Raw genomic sequence first — 21,339 nt, 5'->3', positions numbered from 1 at the left:
TCGCCTCGAAATTCTCCGGTTTACTTCTGCTGTTCCTTCGCGCGCTGCGCCGCCTGCACGCGGCCTTCGTTGATCTCCGCCATGGCTTCGGGGATCTCACTGGCGGTGAACTTACCGCCGCGGCCAGTCGGGAGCCCACCAAACGAGTAATCCTCGTCGAATTGCGGTGCGGTCGATTCCGGGCGACGCGACTCCACCTTCTCGATGACGGGCTCCAGCCGCTTCGCCTTTTCCGCCACGGCCTTCGCGTCGCGCTCGATGAACTCGGGAAGCACCTCGGAGCCCATCAGCTCGATGGATTCCATGGTGCCCTCGTGGCTGCGCGGGTTGAGCAGCAGGATGATCTCGTCGACGCCGCTTTCTTCGTAGCCGCGGAGGAACTCGCGCACCGTGGCCGGCGATCCGATCGCACCCCGGCCGGGGCCGTACGCCAGCGTCGGATCCTTTTCCACCTCTTCGAGATAGCGCTGCCACACCCCGGTGCGCCCCGGCGTGTGCACCCCCGTCATGTAGTAGTGCATGATTCCGAACGAGAAGAATCCGCCGCCCTGTCCGAGCCGCTGCAGGGCCTGCTCATCGGTCTTGGCGACCATCATCGACAGGTCGCCGCCGATGGCCAGGATGTTCGGGTTGATGCGGGGGGTGACCGGGACGCCGTTCTCCTCGAACTCCTTGTAGTAGCCGTTCACCCGCTCGGTCAGCGGACCGGGACCCGTGTAGGCGAAACTCAAAGCGCCGATGGCCTTTTGCGCCGCCATCTGCACGCTGGCCGGCCGCGTGCAGGCGACCCACACCGGCGGGTGCGGCTTTTGCAGCGGCTTGGGGATGACGTTGCGTGCCGGCATCTGGACATGCTCGCCGTTGAACCCGGTGAACGGTTCTTCGATCATGCAGCGGATCGAGACCTCGAGGGCCTCTTCCCACTGCGCCCGCTTGTCGGCGGGGTCGATGTTGAATCCGCCGAGCTCACCGACCGACGACGATTCCCCGGTGCCGAATTCGACGCGGCCGTTGGACAGCAGGTCGAGCGTGGCGATGCGCTCGGCCACCCGCGCCGGGTGATTGACCACCGGCGGCAGGTGCATGATGCCGAACCCCAGCCGGATGTTCTTGGTCCGCTGGCTGGCCGCGGCCAGGAAGATCTCCGGGGCCGTCGAGTGGCAGTACTCCTCGAGGAAGTGATGCTCGGTCAGCCACACGGTGGAAAAGCCCGCCTTGTCGGCGGCCTCGACCTCGTTGAGACAGTCCTGCAGCAGGACGTGTTCGTCGTCGGGCGCCCAGGGCCGCGGCAGGGCGAATTCGTAAAACAGCGAAATTTTCATCGTTACCTCCTATGAGTATTAGCGGCTCGGTTGGCTGCCTGTGCCGCAACGTGTTTCGCTGCGACGTAGCCGAAGGTCATGGCAGGGCCGATGGTCGCCCCGGCACCGGCGTAACTGCGGCCCATCACCGGTGCGGAGGTGTTACCCACTGCGTAGAGGCCGGGCACCACCGTGCCATCGGTCCGCAGCACGCGGGCGTGCTCGTCGGTCAGGAGACCGCCCGAGGTGCCCAGGTCGCCGAGCACGATCCGGAAGGCGTAGTACGGCGGATCGCCGAGGGGGTACAGGTTCGGGTTGGGCAGGGTGTGGTCGCCGTAGTAGTTGTCGTACACGCTGTCGCCGCGGTTGAAATCGTCGTCGTGTCCCTTGCGGGCGAGTTCGTTGAAGCGGCGGGCAGTTTCGGTCAGCTGGCTTGCGGGCACGCCGATCTTGGCCGCCATCTCGTCCCATGACATGGCCGCCTTGACCACACCGGATTCCAGCCAGGCCGATGGGATTTTGCGGCCGGTGGGCACCGGCGCCCCCGGAATTTTCGGTATGGGCAGGTGTCCACCGACGACGTAGCGATTGAACGATCTGTGGTCGGTGATCAGCCAGCAGGGGATGTGGGTGATGCCGGACCTCTGGCCCTCGATCATGGCGTGGCCGAAGTCCATGTAGGGAGCCGCCTCGTTGATGAAGCGCTTGCCCGCACCGTTGACGATGAACTGGGCCGGCATCATCCGCTCGTTGAGCATGAACTGCATCCGGCCGTCCGGCCACTGGATCGCCGGGAACCACCAGGCTTCGTCCAGCAAATCCGTTGCGGCGCCGATCTGTTGGCCGGCGCGGATACCGTCGCCCATCGCCGCGGGATTGCCGAAGCTCCAGTCCTGGTCCACCTCGGGCAGAAGTTCTTTGCGCCAGGCCAGATCGTGGTCGAATCCCCCCGACGCCAGGATGACGCCCATACGTGCGCCGACGCGCTGTGTGTCGCCCTCGCGTTCCACCACCGCTCCGGTGACCGCCCCCTCGGAATCGGTGAGCAGTCGCACCATCGGCGACTCCAGCCACAGCGGGATGCCGCGTTCCCGCAGCGCCAGCCGGAGCCGGGCCGCGAGCGACTGACCGATGGCGGCCATCCGCTCGCCGAACACCCGGGCCCGGACCATCCGCGAAATCAATTTGAGCAGCACACCCTTGCCTGCCCATGACTGCCTGATGCGGTAGAATGTGCGCAATTCCTTGGGGCCCAGCCAGATTCCCTTCGGTGCCAGCGCCAGCGGCTGCAGCAGCTTCTGCTCGTCGGCACCCAACTTCCGCAGGTCGATTGGCGGCACGTTGATGGTGCTGCCCAGTTCGGAGCCCCCGGGCAACTCGGGATAGTAGTCGGCATAGCCGGGCTTCCAGACGAATTCGAACCATCCGGACAGTTGCTCCAAGAACTGCAGCATCTGTGGTGCCGTCTCGACGTACTGCCGTAACCGTGCCTCGCTGACCAGGCCGTCGGTGATCCGTTTGAGGTATTCCACGACGCCCTCGGGCGAGGGCACATAGCCCTCCCGCCGCTGCGCGGGGGCACCGGGGACCCAGATGCCGCCGCCGGACAGAGCGGTGGAACCGCCGAAGTGCGAGGACTTCTCGATCACCAACGCGTCGAGGCCGGCCGCCTGGGCCGTCAGTGCGGCCGTCATACCGCCACCGCCGGATCCGACGATGAGTACATCGACGACGTGATCGAAATCGTCCGAGGCCGCCGTCATTTCGGAAGTGCCGTTCTGATGGCGAACCCGGCGATCAGTTCGGGCGCTGGTTTGTAGTAGCGCCCGGTGGTTTCGTAGGGCCCCACCGCTTCCAGCGCCGCGAATGCCGCTACCCACGTGCGGATCTCCTGTGCGGAGCTGCCGCCCTCGTGAGCGACGAACGAATTCGACCATCCATCCAGTTCGCTCAGCCATCCCCCGTCGATGATCTCCAGGAAGCGGTGGTCCCACGCCGGGTTGAGTGCCTGCAGCTCACTGTCACCGGCGGCGAAGCTCTTGGCCGCGTCGATGACGGCGGCTTGCCGGGCCTGGCGCTGCTCGGACGTCATCGGCTGGCCGTGCACGATCCGCTCCAGCACCGGTGCGGGCGCGGTCGCCAAGCTCGGCACCGGCGGGCTGTGCGACAGCCCGCCGGATCCCAGAATCAGGACGCGCTTGTCCAGGGTGGCAAGGTAATTGCCGACGGAGGTACCCAGGGCGCGGCAACGGTGCATCGGGCCCAGCGGTACCCCGATCGCATTGACGAAGATCGGTATCACCGGACGCGAGGTGGCGTCGCCGAACAGCTTCTCCAGCGGCTGGACCGTCCCGTGGTCGACGTCCATGCTGGCCGATACCGCGACGTCGACGCCAGCGTCGAGGACCGCCTTCGCGCAGTCGGCCGCGAGGGTTTCCGGCACGTTGAGCGGGCCGGCGTGGGTGCCGTAGTCCCCCACTCCGCGGGCGCTGGTGCCGATGCAGAAGGGCGGCATCACCTTGTAGAAGAAGCCGTTGTAGTGATCCGGGGAAAAACTGACGACCAGTTCGGGGTCGTAGTCTTCGACGAATCGCCGGGCTTGCGCGATTGCGCCCTCGATATCATCAAGCAGGTCCCGCGACGGCCCCGGAAGATTCAGGAGAGGGCTGTGCGACATACAGCACAGAGCCAGTGCCATTTTGCAATTCACCCCCTCGCGGCGTGAGTGTGAGCGCATCGATAAGCGCGGCGCTCAGGTCCGGCGCGCGCTGAGCGATGCAGGCGCCCGCGACGCACCGGTCGGGGCGCAGGAACAGCACCGACTCCGAGTGCGTGTCGAACCAGGACTTTAGGCCGCCATGCCGATCACCCACCACGACGACATCGGGGTCGTCGTGCCCCGCCCAGTGCAGCTGGGTCGCCGGTCGGAGCGCGAAGAAGCGCGCGCCCAACGCTTTCCAGTTCGCGAACGCGACGTCGCCGAGGATTTTGCGGGGGTTGTTGTTCCAGCACAACACGGCGAACCAAGAACCAAGCACATCGTCGAGCAACACGTCCTGCCGATCTCGGGTGTCGACGCGCGGCTGGATGAACAGCGTTCCCACCGGCGAATCGGCACGTCCCGGCGCAGCGTGCACCACGGCTCCGTGCTCATAACGCGGCATCGGCTTGAACCGCATCTCCAGCACATATCGCTTGAGCGACGGCACGATTGACGCCGACCGGATCAGGAGATCTCGCGCGTTCGCCACCCGGCGGTTGGTGGGCGAGATCACCCGCCCCACCATGGTCGACAGGTCGATCATGGCGCGGGCGTGCTTGCGGCGTTCCACGTCGTAGGTGTCCAACAGCTTGTCGTCGGCCCGCCCGCTCACCACCGCGGCGAGCTTCCAACCGAGGTTTGCCGCGTCCCGGATCCCGCTGTTGTAACCCTGCCCCTGCCACACCGGCATCAGGTGGGCGGCGTCGCCGGCCAGCAGCAGCCGGCCCCGCCGGAACGCGCCGGCGATCCGCGAGTGGTGGGTATACACGCGGCGCCGGATGACGTCGACCCGGTCGGGGTGAGGCACCATCCGGGCCAGCATCTTGGTCAGGAACGCCGGATCTTCGGCCTGTTCGTCGGTCTCGTCGGCGTGAATCATGAACTCGAAGCGGCGAATTCCGTGGGCGATCGAGATCGAGGCGTACGGGCGTTCGGGGTCGGCGCCGACCTCGCTGTTCGGGTGGCCAAGCGGGTCGTTGGCGATGTCGACCACCAGCCAGCGCGTCGATGACGTCGTCCCGTCGAACGACACCCCCATCACCCGGCGGGTCATGCTGCGGCCGCCGTCGCACCCGACCACGTAACGGGCCCGCAGGCGTGCGGTGTCGCCGTCGTTGTCACCACCGCCGCCGAGTTCGACGGTCACCCCGTCGGCGCTTTCCTGGCATGCGGTCATCGGGCGTCCCCAGCGCACCTGGACGTGCTCGAATCGGTCCAAGCCGGCCAACAATTCGGCGTCGACGAGGGGTTGCACGAAGCCATTTCGTTTCGGCCAACCGAAACGTGCGTCCGGCGGGGCCATTTCGGCGAGCACGCGACGCTTGGCGTCGACGAAGCGCAAGATCTGATTGGGCACCGTGTGCGGCAGCACCCGGTCGGCGAGTCCGATCGACTGGAAGGTCCGCAACGCCTCGTCGTCCAGTCCGACGCCGCGCGGATAGTCGATGAGGGTGTCCCGCTCGTCGACCACCATGGTTCGGATACCTTGCAGGCCAAGGATGTTGGCGAGGGTCAACCCGACCGGGCCCGCGCCGACGACCAGGACATCGGTTTCGATGTCACCCACCTCCCGCTTTGGTGCGACCATCACCGGCCCAGCAGGAAATCGAGATGCAGGCGATTGAAAGTCTTGGCGTCCTCGTACTGCGGCCAGTGGCCACAACCGGGCATCACCTCGAAGCGGGCGCCCGGGATCATCGACGCCATGCGACGCCCCTCCGTGACGTCGGCGGTCGGATCGTCACTGGTCCACAGCACCAGCGTCGGGGCGACGATCGAGCCGTATTCGTCCGGGCCGAGGATGTTGCGCGCCCGGATTTCGGGATCCTGCAGCGCCATGATGTCGCTCATCGCCGAGACGAACCCCGGTTGGCGATACACGCGCTGGCGGCTGGCGACCAGGTCGTCGTAGCCCTTGGACTTGTCGGCCATCAGCCATTTGATGCGCGCCTGCACCGTTTCCCAGGTCGGGTCCTCGGCGGCCGCCATGGACAGCGTGATGATCCGTTGCATCACCACGGGATCGGCCTGGGAGCCACCGGCGGTGTTAAGCACAAGCCGCTCAACCACATCCGGGTGGTCGATGGCCGCGCGTGCGGCCACCCAGCCGCCGAGCGATTCGCCGCTGAGGTAGGCACGGTCGACACCGATGGTGCGCAGCACGGCCATCAGGTGCTCGACGTAGTGGGCGACTTCCAGTGGGTGGCCCGGCTTGTCGGTGTACCCGTGGCCGAGCATGTCGATCGACCAGGTCCAGAAATGCTCGGCGTGCGCAGCCAGGTTGCGCACATAGGCCTCGGCATGTCCGCCGGATCCGTGCAACAAGACCAACACCGGCTTCCCGGGATCACCGGCTCGCAGGTAGCGCGTCCGCACTCCTCCGGCGTCGAGGTAGCCCTGCTCAAACGCGACGCCCTGCAGATCGCTCCAGATGCTCTCGAACTCCGCCACGGTGCTGTCCGGCCTCCAGATCGGGGAAATCTCGTTCTCGTGTTCGGCTTACCTAATGTGCTAATATCGCACACTAATGTGCGTTATATATAGAGCTTCGCTCTCACGGGAAGGTCTGTCAAGGCTGTGACGGGCTCCGGTACCGGCTCGCAGACCCTGGCCAGGGGCCTGACCGCGCTGCAGATGGTGGCGGACTCGCCCAGCGGGTTGACGGTGCAGCAGCTCGCCGACCAGGTCGGGGTGCACCGCACCATCGCCTACCGACTGCTCACGACGTTGGCCGAGTTCCGGCTGGTGGCCAAGGGAGAGGACGGGCGCTACCGTCCGGCGGCGGGCCTGGCCGTGCTCGGCGCTTCCTTCGACCGCAATGTGCGCCAGGTGAGTCTGCCGACGCTGCGCGCGCTGGCCGACGAGCTCGGCACGACCGTGTCGCTGCTCATCGCCGAAGGCGACCAGCAGGTGGCGATCGCGGTGATCGTGCCCAGCCACGTCGCCTACCAGCTCTCGTTTCACGAAGGCAGCCGATATCCGCTGGACCGCGGCGCGGCCGGGATCGCCTTGCTCGCGTGCATGCCTCCGCGTCCGGGCGAACGGGAGCTGGTTTCCCGTGCGCGCGAACGTGGTTGGGTGACGACCTACGGCGAGATCGAACCGAACACCTACGGCCTGGCCGTCGGGGTGCGCCGCCCGGTGCCCTCGCCACCGACGTGCATCAACCTCATCTCACACCGAGAAGACGTGGTGATGCGCGGGAAGGACGCGGTCGTGAAAGCCGCCAAGCAGTTGTCGGAGCTCCTGAGCTAGCCACTGAGCTGAAGGGATAGCAGTCCATGTCATGGGACCACGAAGCCGATGTCGTCGTGCTCGGCAGTGGTGGTGCCGGCCTTACGGCCGCGCTGACCGCAGCCGTGGCGGGTGCCTCGGTGGAGGTTTACGAAAAGGCCTCGACCGTCGGCGGGACCACGGCCGTGTCAGGTGGCATAGTGTGGATCCCCGCCCACAACCGTTCTCCGGACGGCGAATTGACCCCGGCTGACGCGTTGCGATATCTGCGCGCGCAGTCGCTCGGTTCGATGGACGACGAGCTGGTGGAAACGTTCGTTCGCACCGGGCCGGCGATGCTCGACTTCATCGAGGCGCACAGCGGTCTTCAGTTCGAGATCGCCACCGGCTTTCCCGACTATCGTCCCGAGTTACCGGGCGGACAACCGGCCGGTGGCAGGTCGCTGAGCGCCGCCCCCTTCGACCTGGCTCAGTTGGGCGAATGGGCAACTCGCATCACGTCTTTCCCGGCCGACTGGTCCAACGTCGGTTTCGATGCCGAGACCAGGGCGCGCCTGCACGCGGCGATCGACGAACGAACCAGCCATCTGTGCGTGGCCGGCACCGCGCTGATCGCGGGACTGCTCAAGGGCCTGCTGGATGCGGGGGTGACCCCACACACCAATGCCCGCGCCGAAGGTCTCATCGCCGAGGACGGAGAGGTCACCGGAGTGCGCGTGGCCCTGCCGGACGGGACGATCAGTGTTCGCGCCCGGCATGGCGTCATCCTGGGCACCGGCGGCTTCGAGTGGGATCCCGCTCTGACACAAGCCTTTCTGCGCGGCCCCATGCACGGGGCGGTCTCGCCGCCCAACAACACCGGTGACGGCTTGCGCATGGCGATGGAGCAGGGGGCCGACCTGGCCAACATGTGCGAAGCGTGGTGGGTACCGATCGTGCAAATCCCGGGCGACACCATCGAGGGCAAGCCCCGCAGCCGCAGCGTGCGACTGGAAAGGACGCGGCCGCGCAGCATCATCGTCAACTCGGCCGGCCGCCGCTTCGTCAACGAGGCCTGCGATTACAACTCGATGGCCGGCGCCTTTCATTACCTGGACCCTCGCGGCGGCTACGTCAACGACCGCGGATGGATGGTGTTCGATTCGATTCACCTGCAGCGCTATGGATTTCTCGGTATCGAGCCGGGGCAGCCCGTCCCCGACTGGTTCTGCGAGTCGGCAGACCTCGCCGAGTTGGCCGCCAAGACCGGTATCGACGCCGACGGTCTGGCCCACACCGTCGAGAGCTGGAACCGTCACGTAGCCGCCGGCGCGGACCCCGACTTCGGTCGCGGCTCGAGCGCGTACGACGGCTACTGGGGTGACGACAGCGCGACCACCCCGGCCGGTAAGACCTTGGGCCCCATCGACACCGCGCCCTTCTACGCGGTGCCGGTGAGCATCGGCGCAATGGGCACCAAGGGCGGCCCCCGCACCGATCACGACGCCCGCGTCCTGCACGTCGGCGGCGAGCCGATACCGGGTCTTTTCGCCGCGGGCAACGCGATGGGCGGCGTGACCGGACGGGCCTACGGCGGCGCCGGCGGAACACTGGGCCCGGCAATGGTTTTCGGCTACCGTGCGGGCCATGCGGCCGCCACCGGGAAGTCGGTCGACCTGAAATAGGGGTTTGTCGATGGGCGCCGCCGAGCGCGGTGGCGCAAACCGTTCAGCATGTGGCACGGTGATGGCGCTCCGTGGTGAACCTCCGCCGAACCAGTAGGTGACTTTCGTTCGTGATAGCGCCGGTGCTAGCGCGGATGGAATTCACCTAATGCGTGCCGTTCACGAGTGCGCGGAGCGGTCAATTCCTCAACGGCACTTCGACGCAGACATGGGTTCCCACCGGGGCATCGAGAAACATCAAGGCTCCCCCGGCGGCTTCCACCCGAGCTCGATGCGATGCCAGCCCGATGTGCCCCTCGCCCAGCCGCCGCGCCACCGTCTCCTGGCGCAACCCCACACCGTCGTCGACCACATGCAAGACACAGGTCCGGTCGGTGACCCCGAGCATGACCGTCGCCTGCCGGGCCCGAGCGTGCTGGACCACGTTGGACAGCAACTCGCGCGCCACCCCGAACACGACGGCGTCGATGTCGCGGCGCCCCGAGTATTCGATCTCTGTGCTGATGTCGATGCCGCAACGCTGCGCGGTGAACTCGGCGAGCTGCTGCACGGCGGCCCCCAGCCCGACCTGCTCGAGCACCGCCGGATGCAGCTCGAAAGTGGCCTGCCGCAGCCGTTCCGAGGCCAGCTGCAAGCCGCCCAGCGCCCGGCCGACCCGCTCGTCGCCCTCGAACGCCCCGTCCAGTTCGACGAGCTCCTGGCGCACCGCCAGGATGTCTTGCAGCGGTCCGTCGTGAATGAATTCCGAGATCCGGCGCGCCGCCTCGTCCGAGGCGTTCATCGTCTGGGCCAGCAACTCCTCCCGCAGCGCGCTCAATCCGGCCACCGAGCGGGTGTGGCGCTCCTCGATGCGCACCACCAGAAAGGCCGCGCAACAAAGGAATGCATAGAGCAGGAACCGAAACCCCGCCTCGGCCAACCTGTCCCCGCTCGACATCACCGGATCCTGTAGTACGGCAATGGCGAACCCGAGCATGGAGAAGATCAGCACCACCGCCGCCCGGCGCGAGGAGACGTCCAGCCCCAACAGGACGGGCAGCATGGCCATGATCAGCAGCGGGTAGATCCCGTTGGTGGACAACAGCTGAAACACCGTCAGCGCGACGATGTCGATGACGGTGAACGCAAACGGCTCCAGCCGGCCGATCGCGACCAGTCGGCCCATCCCGATCCAGCGTCGGAAAGGGGCGAAGGCCAGCCCGAATGCACAGAGCGCGACGAGTGTGTACAGGACGATCAGGACGCTTTCCTGCGGCCACTCCGATCGGCTGGTGCCGATGATCATGGCCGCGACCATGAGGCCGACCACTCCGATGCGCAGCACCGAGCCGATGCGGTACGAGCGCAACTGGTGAACCGTGCGCACCCGCTCCAGCTCTGCGTCACCGGCTACCACCACCCGATCACCGTACTCATCCGCGTCCGTCACCCCGAAGCAAACGGGAAATTGACTCATCGGGCCGTCCGGAGATCGCGAACGTCGCTGCTCCGCAAACCGCTACACTCGTCGCCATGGTCGGCGCGGCTAGCCCGGAAAAGGTGCGCGTGGTCGTCGGCGATGATCACCCACTTTTTCGCGAGGGCGTGGTGCGGGCCCTGTCGTCGAGTGGTTCGGTGAACGTCGTCGGTGAGGCGGAAGACGGTTCTGCCGCATTGGAATTGATCAAGTCGCACGTGCCCGACGTCGCGTTGCTCGACTACCGGATGCCCGGCTTGGACGGCGCCCAGGTGGCGGCGGCGGTGCGGACGCAGGGGTTGCCCACCCGGGTGCTGCTGATCTCCGCGCACGACGAGTCGGCGATCGTGTACCAGGCGTTGCAACAGGGCGCCGCCGGGTTCGTGCTCAAGGACTCGACGCGCAGCGAGATCGTCAAGGCCGTGCTCGACTGCGCGCAGGGCCGCGACGTGGTGGCACCGGCGCTCGTCGGTGGTCTTGCCGCGGAGATCCGGCAGCGTGCGGAGCCGTCGGCACCCGTGCTCAGTGCGCGCGAGCGTGAGGTGCTCAACCGGATCGCCCGCGGTCAAAGCATCCCCGCGATCGCCGGTGAGCTCTTCGTGGCCCCGTCGACGGTCAAAACGCACGTGCAACGCCTCTACGAGAAGCTCGGCGTCGGCGATCGCGCGGCCGCCGTCGCCGAGGCAATGCGGCAAGGTCTGCTCAGCTAGCGGCCGACCAGGGATTCGGCTTGGGCGTGGACGCGATCTGCCGCGCCCGCACCACTGCTTTGGCCGACGCTATGGCCTCGGCGATCAGGTGGCGTGCCCCGCGTTCCACCTCGCAGAGGTGATCGCCGCTGCCGCCGGCCGCGATCAGCTGGCGGCGTGCGAAGACCAACGGATCCACGGCAATGGGGTGGTTCGTCTGATAGGTGATCGCCTCGACCAGGGCGGGGCCGTCACCGGCGCTCGCGCGGTGCACCGCTTCGGCGACCGAGTCGGCCACCGCCACAACGTCCCTGCCGTCGACCGACAGCATGGGCATCGCGTCGAATTCGTAGGCGCGCCGGCGCGCGTTCGTTCCACCGCGGATATTTTCCACGACGAACACCACCGGCAGCCGCCATTGCACGGCAATCTTTGCGGCCGTGGTGAACTCGACGGAGTGGGTGTCGCGGCCTCCGACGGCACACAAACTGACGTTGCCCTCGCCGGTCAGGCGCTGCGTGTTGGCGTCACCCAGCGCGAACATAGTCGATTGCCCCAGAGCGCTTTCGTTGGCCATCGACCGTTTCCAGTCGGCGACCCCGGCGCCGACACGGCGCCGCGGGCCGATCATGTCGGCGATGGCGGGGCCTAGGGGAAGGGCCAGGCCGACCTGCTGGGCGTGCCGGAATTGCTGGGTGGTGGCGTTGACGAGATCGCCGGGCCGCAGAGCCGCAACCGCGCCGATCGCCACCGCCTCCTGGCCGAATTCGGTTCGCGTGGCGTCGTCGATCAGGCCGTCGATTTCGAGCTCCTCCAACGCCATGTCGAGCAGTCGCAGTACCCACATTCGCCGATACAGCTCCAGGTGGTCATCACGGTCGAGCGCTGCCAAAGGCTGGGGGGTGTGCGTCATGCCGGATCTCCTAACTCGCTGGCCGAGGTGGCCGCCGCGTCGAACACGACCTCAACGTAGGGCGATTGCGCGGGGTGGCACCTCCGCCGATCGGCCCGCAAACGTGATGAATGCCCGTTCCCCCGATTGGGGGACAGCCGGGCTCAATCGGTCCGGGGTGTGGGAGGTGAGATCAGCTGATCGGCGGCCGCGTAGGGGTCCTGGTCGCCGTCGACGACCGCCTCGGCGAGCCGGTCGAGATCCGGCTGGGTCCGCAGCCTGGTCTGCGCGAGGGAGAGAATCTGCGCCCGCGCCCGCGCCAGCCGGCGGGCACGGCTGTCGGTGCGGCGATGGTCCTCGATGGCGGCCATCAGGTCGTCGATGCCCTCGCCCCGGGCGGCGATCAGGGAGACGATCATGGCACTGGTTTCGGCCCGCAGATCCCGAACCGTCTGTTCGGCACCGTCGCGGTCCGCCTTGTTGACCGCCACGATGTCGGCGACTTCCAGCACGCCCGCCTTGGCCGCCTGAACCGCGTCGCCCGCACCGGGATTGAGGATGACGACCGTCGGGTCGGCGACGGCGGCAATCTCGATCTCGGACTGGCCCACCCCCACCGTCTCCAGCAGGACGACGTCATACCCGATCGCCCCCAACAACCGGATGGCCGCCGGAACCGCGGCGGCCAGGCCGCCCAGGTGCCCACGGGTGGCCACCGAACGGATCAGGACGTCGGAGTCGTTGATATGGGCGGCCATCCGAATTCGATCACCCAGCAGCGCACCCCCACTGAACGGGGACGACGGGTCCACCGCCAACACCGCCACCCGGGAACCGCGCTTGCGGTAGGCACTGACCAGCGCGGCGACCGTCGTCGACTTTCCCGCCCCCGGGGGACCGGTGATGCCGACGACCGGGCCCATGCCGCCCGGCGATGACCCGATATTCGCCAAGACCTCGTCGCGCTGGTCGCCCTCGACGAGGCTGAGCAGGCGACCGACCGCGCGGGGAGATCCGTTGCGCGCGCGGGCAATCAGATCAGCGATGATCATGTACGCATTATGGAGCCGCGACCTCGATCACCGTCGCCGCGCCCATCCCGCCGCCCGCACACATCGCCGCGACGCCGATGCCGCCGCCGCGGCGGCGCAACTCGTGCACCAGGGTGACCAACATCCGGGCGCCGGTGGCCGCGACGGGGTGGCCCAGCGAGCAACCGCTGCCGCTGACGTTGACCTTGTCGGGGTCGAGCTCGAGCAGCTTGATGGTGGCCACGCACATCGCGGCGAACGCTTCGTTGATCTCGAACAGGTCCACGTCGGCGATCGAAAATCCGCCTCGCTTAAGGGCTTTCGGTATCGCTTCCACCGGCGCCAGGCCGGTGATCGCAGGGTCGACGCCGACGGATGCCCAGGACCGGATGGTGGCGAGCGCGGGCAACCCGAGCCGGTCGCTGGCAATCGTCAGCACCGCGGCGCCGTCGTTGGCGCCGCAGGCATTGCCGGCGGTGATCGAGAAGCCCTCGATTTCTGGGTGCAGCGGCTTGAGCGCGCCCAGCTTCTCCATGCTGGTGTCCCGGCGCGGGTGCTCGTCGACAGCGAACAACCCGTGCGGGGTCTCGATCGGCACGATCTCCTCTTTGAAGCGGCCTTCGTCGATGGCGGCGATGGCGTTGCGGTGTGAGCGCAGCGCCCAGGCGTCCATCTCCTCGCGACTCACGCCGGCCTTGACCGCAGCGTTCCAGCCCACGGTGATCGACATGTCCATGTTGGGGGCGTCGGGCCGGTCCGGGTGGGTCGGCGGAAACCAGTCGACCCACTCGCCGTCCACCTGCATCCGCGATCGCGGTGACGTCGACGCCGAGTTCACGCCCCCGGCGATGACGAGCTGGTCCATGCCCGCGCGCACGCCGGCGGCCGCGGTCTGCACGGCCGCCTGCCCCGCCGCGCAGTGCCGGTTGTTGGCCAATCCGGGCACCTGCGTCAGCCCAGCGGTGACGGCGGCGTGGCGGGCGAGCACGCCCCCGCCGTAGAGACCCTCGCCCAGGATCACGTCGTCGACCTGCGTCGGGTCCAGATCCTTGGCGGCCTCGCTGACGACGTGGTGGGCCAGGTCGAACGCACTGGTATCGCGCAGCGTGCCCTTGCGAGCGGTGCCGATGGGGGTGCGCAGGGCGGACACGATGACGGCTTCAGACACGGGTCGTTCTCCAGTTCAGCCAGCGGGTACGGGGCCGCAGCGGCACTCGCACGTCCAGTGAGAATCATATTCTCTCATTGCGAGAGTGTGAGTCGCAACAATCGCCCACCGATCAGTTGGTGCGGTCGGCCCATCCCGCGGGCAGATGTTCGGGACCGGTGTCGATGACGCTCTCGTCGTCGGCACCGACGTATTCGAACAGGGTGATGTAGGCGAATTCCGGGACTTCGTAGATCGGGTAGGTCGGGCCTTGATCCCGGTAGGCCTGCATCTCATCCAGGTGTTCGTTCTGGAAGCAGACGGTGCGCTCACCGTGCTGCCGGATCCACTGGGGAAAGAAGATGACCCCGTGAACGCGGCGTTTGGCGGGCAAGACGTTGACGGCCACGCAGGTGCCGGTGGGTTCGGACCACGAGAGTTTGAAGCTGTCATCGTCGAGTTGGACGAGGTCGACGTGCTGGCCTTTGACCCAGCGGCCGCCGACGTGCCCGGAGTGGATCCGGTAGTCGATGGTGGTGGCATTCTTGACGTACATCTCGTATTGCCAACCGTTGGCGTAGGTGTAGATGAAGCGGTGCCCGACGATTCCCGAAAGGTCTTGCGCCGGAATCGGATTGTCAACACTCGTCATTGCCGTTCCTCCCCGTTTGGCCCCGCAGCTCCTGCACTGGGAAATCCTGCCGGAAACGCGGCTGCTGCGGCAACCACGCCCGGCAACGTCGAGGTTTCCTGCACCGTCCTTCGACGATATCGGCCATGGCGGTATGCCGGTATGTGAGACTGACTGCGATGAGCCACTTGGACGAGGCCGCCCGCCGGTCTCTGCTGCGGCGCGGATTTGCCCTCGAATACGCCACCCTGGCCTGGAACGTGGTTGGCATCGTTATCCTCGCGTCGGCCGCCATCGCGGCCAGATCGGTGGCGCTGGCCGGGTTCGGTCTGGACTCGCTGATCGAGATCGGCGCCTCATCGGTGGTGATCTGGGAGCTGTCGGGAACAGGAGCGGCCCGTCGACGAAAAGCGTTGCGGCTCATCGGCGTCGCCTTTGCGGCGCTAAGTATTTACCTGGCGGTGCAGTCGACGATGGTCCTCGTCACCGGCTTTCACCCCGAGCCCTCGCGCCTGGGGATCGCATGGACGGCGATCACCGCGGTGACGATGTTCGCGCTTGCGGCCGGCAAGGCCCGAACCGGTGCCGCCCTGAGCAACCCCGTGCTCACCACTGAGGGCCGCGTCACGCTCGTCGATGGCCTGTTGGCGGCCGCGGTGCTCCTCGGCTTGCTGCTGAACAGCATCGCCGGTTGGTGGTGGGCGGACCCCCTCGCCGGCTACGTGCTCGTGTTCTACGCGCTGCGCGAGGTCAAAGAAATCTTCTTCGCCCCGTCACCGCCGCCCTGACTCAAATCAGCGCCACGAGACAACCCCGTGTCAACGGCGTCACAGTGCGGGAAACCCCTCGATTTGCGATGGTGGATGAATGACTCAGGGCATGGTCGCGGTCCCGGGCGGCCACGTGTGGTTCAAGCGGACCGGAGGCGGCGCGGGTCTTCCATTGCTCGTCGTTCACGGCGGGCCTGGCCTGCCGCACGACTACCTGCGGTCGCTGGCGCGGTTGGCGACAGAGCGCGAGGTCATCTTCTGGGATCAGCTCGGTTGCGGGCACTCCGAATGCCCACCCGATCGCGAGCTTTGGACGATGCAGCGCTCGGTGGCGGAGGTGGACGCGGTGGTGCGGGCCCTGGGCCTGAACCGCTTCCATCTGTTCGGTAACTCCTGGGGCGGAATGTTGGCCCAGCAATACGCGCTCGACGCGGCCCCCGCCGGGACGGCGAGCCTGATCATTTCCAACAGCATCGCGTCCATCCCGGAGTTCGCGAAGATGGTGGGGCGCTTGAAATCCGAGCTGGATCCGGCCACCCAAGCCGCCATCGACCGCCATGAAGCCGCCGGCACCACGCACTCTCCCGACTATCAGGCCGCCATCCGGACCTGGAACGAAACCTATCTGTGCCGGGTGCGCCCCTGGCCGCCAGAGCTCGAGGATGCGTTCCGGAACATGGGCACCGAGATCTTCGAGACCATGTTCGGCCCCAGCGACTTTCACATCGTCGGCACCATCCGGGACTGGGATGTGGTCGACCGGCTCCACGAAATAACCCTGCCGACACTGATTCTCGCGGGCAAGTACGACGAATGCGTTCCCGAACACATGTGGGAGATGCACCGCCGTATAGCGGGTTCACGGTTCGAGTTGTTCGAATCCAGTGCTCACATGCCGTTCATCGAGGAACCCGACAAGTTCGACGCGGTGATGCGTGACTTCCTGCGCCGGCATGACTCGTGAGGCCGTCGCGCCGCTACACCTCAGTTCTTCTTGGCCGCGTTGAACTTTGCGACGTTGGCCCGGAAGTCCTCGGTCAGGAATGACTGGCTCTCGGCCGACAGCGCATAGTCCAGACTGGCGAGCACGGCCCGCTCCAGGTGAATGTTGAGCACGCGCTTGGTGCTCTCGACCGCCTGCTGCGGCAGTTCCAGAATCTTTTTGGCGGTGGCGATCGCCTCCGCAACCGGGTCGTCGGCAATGTGATTGGCCAAGCCGAGCTCGACGGCCCGCTGTGCGCCGATACGGGTTCCGGTGAGGGCGAATTCCTTGGCCAGCAGCAGGCTGATGTGCAGCGGCCAGGTCAGCGGCCCACCGTCGGCGGCCACCAGGCCGACCTGCACGTGCGGGTCGGCCAGATAGGCGTCTTCGGCGATGTAGACGATGTCGCTGAGCGCCACCAGACTGCAGCCCAGTCCGACGGCGGGGCCGTTGACCGCCGCCACCACCGGAATCCGGCACCGCGCCATGCCCAGCACGATCTCGCGTCCGTCGCGAATTGTCTTGGCGCGCAAGTCGGCATCGTTCGCCAGCTCCTCCAGATACGTGAAATCACCGCCGGCCGAAAACGCCCGGCCCGCGCCGGTGATCACCGCGGCGCGGGCGGTGGGGTCATCGGTGAGTCGCTGCCAGAGCCGCGCGAGGCCGACGTGCAGGTTGTCGTTGACCGAGTTGAGCGAATCGGGCCGGTTGAGCGTGATGATGCGCAAGGCACCGTCGGCCTGAACGTCGATTTCGGTAGGCATGTCGTACACGTCAGACTCCTTCGATCGTCGTGACCCGCTTCACCCGGGCTGCGCCCGCGATCGCGATCACTCCTGCCATGGTCGTGACCCGCTTCACCCGGGCTGCGCCCGCGTTCGCGATCACTCCTACTACGGTCGTGACCCGCTTCACCCGGGCTGCGCCCGCGTTCGCGATCACTCTCTACAATCCCAAGATTCGTGAAGCGATGATGTTCTTTTGTATCTGCGACGTCCCGCCCATGACGCTCTGCGCTCGGCTGTACAGGTAGGCGCTGAGCAGATCTGGATCCCGGGTGCCCGCCACGGCCAGGGCGGCGTGCCCGACGGACTGTTCGACCCAGGTCATCAACAGCTTGTCCAGCGATCCTTCCGAACCGTGCGAGACCCCGTCGAGCTGTTCGGACAGCCGCCGGCGCACGTGGTGGGTCAGCATATCCGACTGGACGGCGGCCCAGGCCAGTTCCTCGGGCACCTCGCCGTCGTTGCGGGACAACAACTCTCGGACAAGCTTGCCGTAGCGCGCCGCGTAGCCGAGAGTGGAGGGCTCGCGTTCGTGCCCGACGACGGTCATGGCCACCGCCCAACCGTCACCGGGCGCCCCGACCATCCGGTCCGCCGGCACCTTGGCACCGTCGAAGAACACCTGACCGAATTCGTTGGTCACCCCGTTGATCATCTGCAGCGGGCGCTGTTGCACGCCGGGCTGTTTCATCTCCAGGACGAACGCCGACAGGCCGCGGTGGCGCTTGGCCTCGGGGTCGGTGCGAGCCAGCAACAGACACCAGTCGGCCACGTCGGAATAACTGGTCCAGATCTTGTGCCCGTTCACCACATACGTGTCGCCCTCGAGGCGAGCGGTGGTGGTCAGCGACGCCAGGTCCGAACCGGCACCCGGCTCGCTGAAGCCCTGGCACCAGCGCTCGGTTCCGTTGATGATGCCGGGCAGGAAGCGCTTTCGCAGGTCGTCGCTGGCGTGTTCACCGATGCCGTACACCAGATAGCCAACGCTGGGGCGCGGCGGGGCACCGGCCCGCACCAGCTCCTCGTCGACGATGACGTCGTAGACGGGCGCCAGATCCTGACCGCCCCAGTCACGTGGCCAGGACAGGCCGAAGAAGCCGTTGTCGTAGAGGGCGCGGTGCCAGTCGGCCATGCGCGCCCAATACTCGTCACCGGAGCCGGAGAATCCCTTGGCGTGTGCGGCAAGCCAGGTGCGCAGCCGCTCCCGGAAGGCGGCTTCATCGGGTGAGTCACGAAAGTCCAAAATCGATCTCCTTCAACGCGACCGGCCACAGCTCGGTCGAAGTGAGGGCGCGGCGCAGATAGACATGCGCCACGCATTCCCAGGTGTTGCCGATACCGCCGTGCACCTGGATGGCCGTCTCGCAGACGGTGCGGGTGGCGCGCGCGCAGTACACCTTGGCGATCTGGGCGGCCCGAATGGCTTCGGCGGGAGCCAGCTCGTCGACCGCCCACGCGGCATGGCGCAGCACGCTCACCGAACCTTCGATCAGCGCAAGGCTTTCGGCAAGCAGGTGGGCGATGGCTTGGTAGGAGCCGATCTGCTTGCCGTACTGCTCACGGATTTTGGCATAGTCACACGCGAGGGCGTGGGCGCCCCTCGCGATGCCGACCAGGTCCGCCGTGGTGGCGACCAAGGCGAGGGCCCGCCACTGCTCGGCGACCACGGAGGACACTTCCGCCAGCGTCTGAGGCGATCCCGTGATCGTCGCGTCGGCCCGCGTCAGATCGACGCTCTCCGGTGCGGTTTGCACATCACCGGCGAGAACGACATCCCCCGAGAGCCATAGGGCGCGCCGCGCGCCGCGGGCGTCGATAACCCGATCGCCGAAGGCGACGGTGGCCGCGGACACGTCCGCACCGGCGTGGCGGCCCAGATCGTCGGCCAGCACCGGGCCGAGGAAGGGGCTGTCAACCAGCCGGCGGCCGAACTCCTCGGCCACGATGGCTACCTCCACGCCGGAGGCCCCGTCGGAACGCAACGACCGCCAGCCGGTGTTCTCGATCTGCTTGTCCAGACGAGTGATTCGCGTGTGGTCGTCGAGATCCTGCACCACGGCCGGCCCGAGGTCGTCGGCCAGTTTGGCTGCGGCGTCGCGTAATTGCTGTTGTTCAGCTGTCAGACGTACATCCATAACGCTCCTTCAGAACTCGGCGCAGCACCTTGCCCGAAGGCAGGCGGGGAATGTCGGGAACGAACACCACTCGGCTCAGCTGCTTATAGGACGCCAGTTTCTCGTCCACCATGGCGGTCAGGTCTGTCGCATCGACCGGCGCGGACGTCGCGACCGCGGCGACGACGGCTTCGCCGTTGAGGCCGTCCGGAATCCCGAACACCGCGCAGTCTTTGACGGCCGGATGACTGTGCAGCACCGTCTCGATTTCGGCGGGGGCGACCTGGAAGCCGCGCACTTTGATCATCTCTTTGAGCCGGTCGGTGATCCGCAGCCACCCGCCGGCGTCGAGCCAGCCGACATCTCCGGTGCGGTACCACCCGTCACGGATCGCCTCGCGGGTCGCGTCCGCCGGCAGGTAGCCGGCCATGAGCGACGCCGCGCGGGCATGGATCTCCCCGACCTCACCGGGGCCGACCGGCTGGCCGGTTTCCAGTGAGACGATCCGTAGGTCCACACCGGGCACCGCCCGTCCGACGGTGTCCAGGCGCGGGTCCTCAATCGGATTGCACGCCACGACAGGCAATTCCGTGGTCCCGTACGCCGGAAGCCAACCCACACCGGTGCGCCGGGTCACCGTCTCTGCGACGTGTGCGTTGACCGGCGTGGCCCCCCACATGATGTAGCGCAGCGAGGACAGGTCATAGGACTCGAGGCTGGGATGTGAAGCGATGGCCAACGCAATGGGAGCGACCGCCATTTCCACTGTGATGCGGTCACTTTCGATGTGCTGCAGCACCCGCTCGATGTCGAACCGGGGATGTAGGCGCACACCGGCGCCGGCCTTCAGCGCGGTCAGCAGGTTCAGCAGCCCGAGGATGTGCGAGGGCGGCGTGGCGACCTGGATCCGGTCGCGGTGAGTCAGTTGCAGCGCTTGGCGCCAGTGCCGCACCGCTTCGTCCAGCGAGGCGTGGGTGTGCCGGACGGCCTTGGGCAGGCCGGTGGTGCCGGAGCTGAACACCAGCGCCGCGTCGGCCCCGGGTGGCGGTGACGCGGCCATCGGCTCCGCGGGCGCGGCCGGCTCGTCGAGGTGCCGCATCGGCATCAGGCCGGCCAGCACCGGGTGGTCCCCGACGGCGTGCGCGGGCTCGGTCAGCGCGAGCGCATGGTCGACCTCGTCGCGCTTCCACGCGGGGCTGATGAGTACCGCCGCGGCGGCCAGCCGCCAGATCGCGAGCACCACGGCAAGAAATTCCGGCCGGGTGGAGGCCATGACGGCGACGCGTTGGCCCGCGGCGACACCGCCTTTTGCCAGGGTTGCGGCCCATCCGTCGGCCAACGCGTCGAGTTCGGGCGCGCTGAATCGCCGTTCCTCGAACACGAGCGCCGCCGGCTCGGTCACGTCCCGTCCTTCCCTGACAGACCGGGCTGACCCGACATCCATACAGTCTTGAGAAGATGCTATCGCTTCGTGAGAATAGTATTCTCTATACTGAAGAATGCAAATACGGGAGAGGGGGCGGTCTCAGTGACGGTCACCCGGATCATCGAGGAGACCCCAGGGGTGACAGATCCGGCAACAAACGGCTCCGGTGCCGGGACGGTGACGATTCACCTCGACCGCAAGAAGGTCTCGGTGCCCAGGGTCCCGGGCGAGACGCTGTTGGAGAGCGCCCGTCGCGCGGGGCTGGAGCCGCCGTTCAGCTGCGAGGCCGGCAACTGCGGCACCTGCATGGCCAAGCTCGAAGAGGGCCACGCCACCATGCGGGTCAACGACGCTCTCGAGGAGGACGAGGTCGCCGAGGGCTACATTCTGACGTGCCAGGGCGTTCCGGACACGGACTCGGTCACGGTGCGCTACGAGTAGCAGCCAGAGAGGTGG

General features: G+C 67.1%; 20 protein-coding genes. 6 read left to right on the top strand and 14 right to left on the bottom strand.

The window, feature by feature from the left end; genetic code table 11:
• Positions 1-20: 20 nt before the first annotated feature.
• Genes A5624_RS10550 through A5624_RS10530 form a run of 5 tightly spaced genes read right to left on the bottom strand, consistent with a single transcriptional unit; the run spans position 21 to position 6,513 of the window.
• On the bottom strand, positions 21-1,322 hold the full coding sequence (locus A5624_RS10550; protein WP_066865706.1) for an LLM class flavin-dependent oxidoreductase: 1,302 nt from the start codon (positions 1,320-1,322) through the stop codon (positions 21-23).
• Between the two features lie 2 nt (positions 1,323-1,324).
• Positions 1,325-3,064, bottom strand: a complete 1,740-nt coding sequence (locus A5624_RS10545; protein WP_066865703.1) for an FAD-binding protein — start codon at positions 3,062-3,064, stop codon at positions 1,325-1,327.
• The gene (locus A5624_RS10540; protein WP_066865700.1) at positions 3,061-3,978 is read right to left on the bottom strand and encodes a 3-carboxyethylcatechol 2,3-dioxygenase; all 918 of its coding nucleotides are present in this window, start codon (positions 3,976-3,978) and stop codon (positions 3,061-3,063) included. The genes A5624_RS10545 and A5624_RS10540 overlap by 4 nt, the downstream gene beginning before the upstream one ends.
• Complete coding sequence (locus A5624_RS10535) at positions 3,926-5,650, bottom strand: bifunctional 3-(3-hydroxy-phenyl)propionate/3-hydroxycinnamic acid hydroxylase (RefSeq protein ID WP_066865697.1); 1,725 nt, start codon at positions 5,648-5,650, stop codon at positions 3,926-3,928. Before A5624_RS10535 ends, A5624_RS10540 begins: the two co-directional genes overlap by 53 nt.
• Positions 5,650-6,513: an alpha/beta fold hydrolase gene (locus tag A5624_RS10530; protein ID WP_066865693.1), complete on the bottom strand. Its 864-nt coding sequence runs from the start codon at positions 6,511-6,513 to the stop codon at positions 5,650-5,652. The genes A5624_RS10535 and A5624_RS10530 overlap by 1 nt, the downstream gene beginning before the upstream one ends.
• A 126-nt stretch (positions 6,514-6,639) precedes the next feature.
• Here A5624_RS10530 and A5624_RS10525 point away from each other — a divergent pair, with 126 nt between their 5' ends.
• Positions 6,640-7,317, top strand: a complete 678-nt coding sequence (locus tag A5624_RS10525; RefSeq protein ID WP_066865690.1) for an IclR family transcriptional regulator — start codon at positions 6,640-6,642, stop codon at positions 7,315-7,317.
• 26 nt (positions 7,318-7,343) lie between these two features.
• A complete protein-coding gene (locus tag A5624_RS10520; protein ID WP_066865681.1) occupies positions 7,344-8,960 on the top strand; it encodes an FAD-dependent oxidoreductase in 1,617 nt (538 codons plus the stop codon).
• 178 nt (positions 8,961-9,138) lie between these two features.
• On the opposite strand, the gene A5624_RS10515 is transcribed toward A5624_RS10520, so the two are convergent.
• Positions 9,139-10,359, bottom strand: coding sequence for a sensor histidine kinase (locus tag A5624_RS10515; protein WP_156748976.1), 1,221 nt, complete (start codon positions 10,357-10,359; stop codon positions 9,139-9,141).
• Between the two features lie 113 nt (positions 10,360-10,472).
• Between A5624_RS10515 and A5624_RS10510 the strand changes: the two genes are divergently transcribed.
• On the top strand, positions 10,473-11,126 hold the full coding sequence (locus A5624_RS10510; protein WP_066865675.1) for a response regulator transcription factor: 654 nt from the start codon (positions 10,473-10,475) through the stop codon (positions 11,124-11,126).
• Here the strand turns inward: A5624_RS10510 and A5624_RS10505 are convergent.
• From A5624_RS10505 to A5624_RS10490, 4 genes are all read right to left on the bottom strand, one after another.
• Complete coding sequence (locus A5624_RS10505) at positions 11,119-11,997, bottom strand: thiamine pyrophosphate-dependent enzyme (protein ID WP_197518943.1); 879 nt, start codon at positions 11,995-11,997, stop codon at positions 11,119-11,121. The two genes, A5624_RS10510 and A5624_RS10505, sit on opposite strands and share 8 nt — an antisense overlap.
• 164 nt (positions 11,998-12,161) lie before the next feature.
• Positions 12,162-13,049: a methylmalonyl Co-A mutase-associated GTPase MeaB gene (gene meaB / locus A5624_RS10500; RefSeq protein ID WP_066865668.1), complete on the bottom strand. Its 888-nt coding sequence runs from the start codon at positions 13,047-13,049 to the stop codon at positions 12,162-12,164.
• Positions 13,050-13,056: 7 nt separating this feature from the next.
• Complete coding sequence (locus A5624_RS10495) at positions 13,057-14,196, bottom strand: thiolase family protein (protein WP_066865666.1); 1,140 nt, start codon at positions 14,194-14,196, stop codon at positions 13,057-13,059.
• A 112-nt stretch (positions 14,197-14,308) separates the two neighbouring features.
• Positions 14,309-14,827 (bottom strand): phenolic acid decarboxylase, encoded by a 519-nt coding sequence (locus tag A5624_RS10490; RefSeq protein ID WP_066865663.1) that lies wholly within the window; start codon positions 14,825-14,827, stop codon positions 14,309-14,311.
• A 158-nt stretch (positions 14,828-14,985) separates the two neighbouring features.
• Between A5624_RS10490 and A5624_RS10485 the strand changes: the two genes are divergently transcribed.
• The gene (locus A5624_RS10485; protein ID WP_066865660.1) at positions 14,986-15,594 is read left to right on the top strand and encodes a cation transporter; all 609 of its coding nucleotides are present in this window, start codon (positions 14,986-14,988) and stop codon (positions 15,592-15,594) included.
• A gap of 91 nt (positions 15,595-15,685) precedes the next feature.
• Positions 15,686-16,540 carry a proline iminopeptidase-family hydrolase gene (locus tag A5624_RS10480; RefSeq protein WP_082972358.1) on the top strand — a complete coding sequence of 285 codons (855 nt, stop codon included), beginning with the start codon at positions 15,686-15,688 and terminating at the stop codon, positions 16,538-16,540.
• Between the two features lie 20 nt (positions 16,541-16,560).
• On the opposite strand, the gene A5624_RS10475 is transcribed toward A5624_RS10480, so the two are convergent.
• The 4 genes from A5624_RS10475 to A5624_RS10460 all read right to left on the bottom strand — a co-directional run bounded on the left by A5624_RS10475 (position 16,561) and on the right by A5624_RS10460 (position 20,859).
• A complete protein-coding gene (locus tag A5624_RS10475) occupies positions 16,561-17,331 on the bottom strand; it encodes an enoyl-CoA hydratase/isomerase family protein (RefSeq protein WP_066865654.1) in 771 nt (256 codons plus the stop codon).
• Positions 17,332-17,503: 172 nt separating this feature from the next.
• Positions 17,504-18,586 carry an acyl-CoA dehydrogenase family protein gene (locus A5624_RS10470; RefSeq protein ID WP_066865651.1) on the bottom strand — a complete coding sequence of 361 codons (1,083 nt, stop codon included), beginning with the start codon at positions 18,584-18,586 and terminating at the stop codon, positions 17,504-17,506.
• Positions 18,573-19,478 (bottom strand): acyl-CoA dehydrogenase family protein, encoded by a 906-nt coding sequence (locus A5624_RS10465; protein WP_066865648.1) that lies wholly within the window; start codon positions 19,476-19,478, stop codon positions 18,573-18,575. Before A5624_RS10465 ends, A5624_RS10470 begins: the two co-directional genes overlap by 14 nt.
• Positions 19,456-20,859, bottom strand: a complete 1,404-nt coding sequence (locus A5624_RS10460) for a class I adenylate-forming enzyme family protein (RefSeq protein ID WP_066865645.1) — start codon at positions 20,857-20,859, stop codon at positions 19,456-19,458. The genes A5624_RS10465 and A5624_RS10460 overlap by 23 nt, the downstream gene beginning before the upstream one ends.
• A 126-nt stretch (positions 20,860-20,985) precedes the next feature.
• On the opposite strand from A5624_RS10460, the gene A5624_RS10455 reads away from it, so the two are divergent.
• Complete coding sequence (locus A5624_RS10455) at positions 20,986-21,324, top strand: 2Fe-2S iron-sulfur cluster-binding protein (RefSeq protein ID WP_066865642.1); 339 nt, start codon at positions 20,986-20,988, stop codon at positions 21,322-21,324.
• The last annotated feature ends 15 nt before the right edge of the window (positions 21,325-21,339 follow it).

The sequence above is a fragment of the Mycobacterium sp. 1482292.6 genome, from assembly GCF_001672995.1.
In the GTDB taxonomy this organism is placed as follows: domain Bacteria; phylum Actinomycetota; class Actinomycetes; order Mycobacteriales; family Mycobacteriaceae; genus Mycobacterium; species Mycobacterium europaeum_A.
Note: the sequence above shows the minus strand (reverse complement) of the source record. Positions and strands in the feature narration are given on the sequence as shown.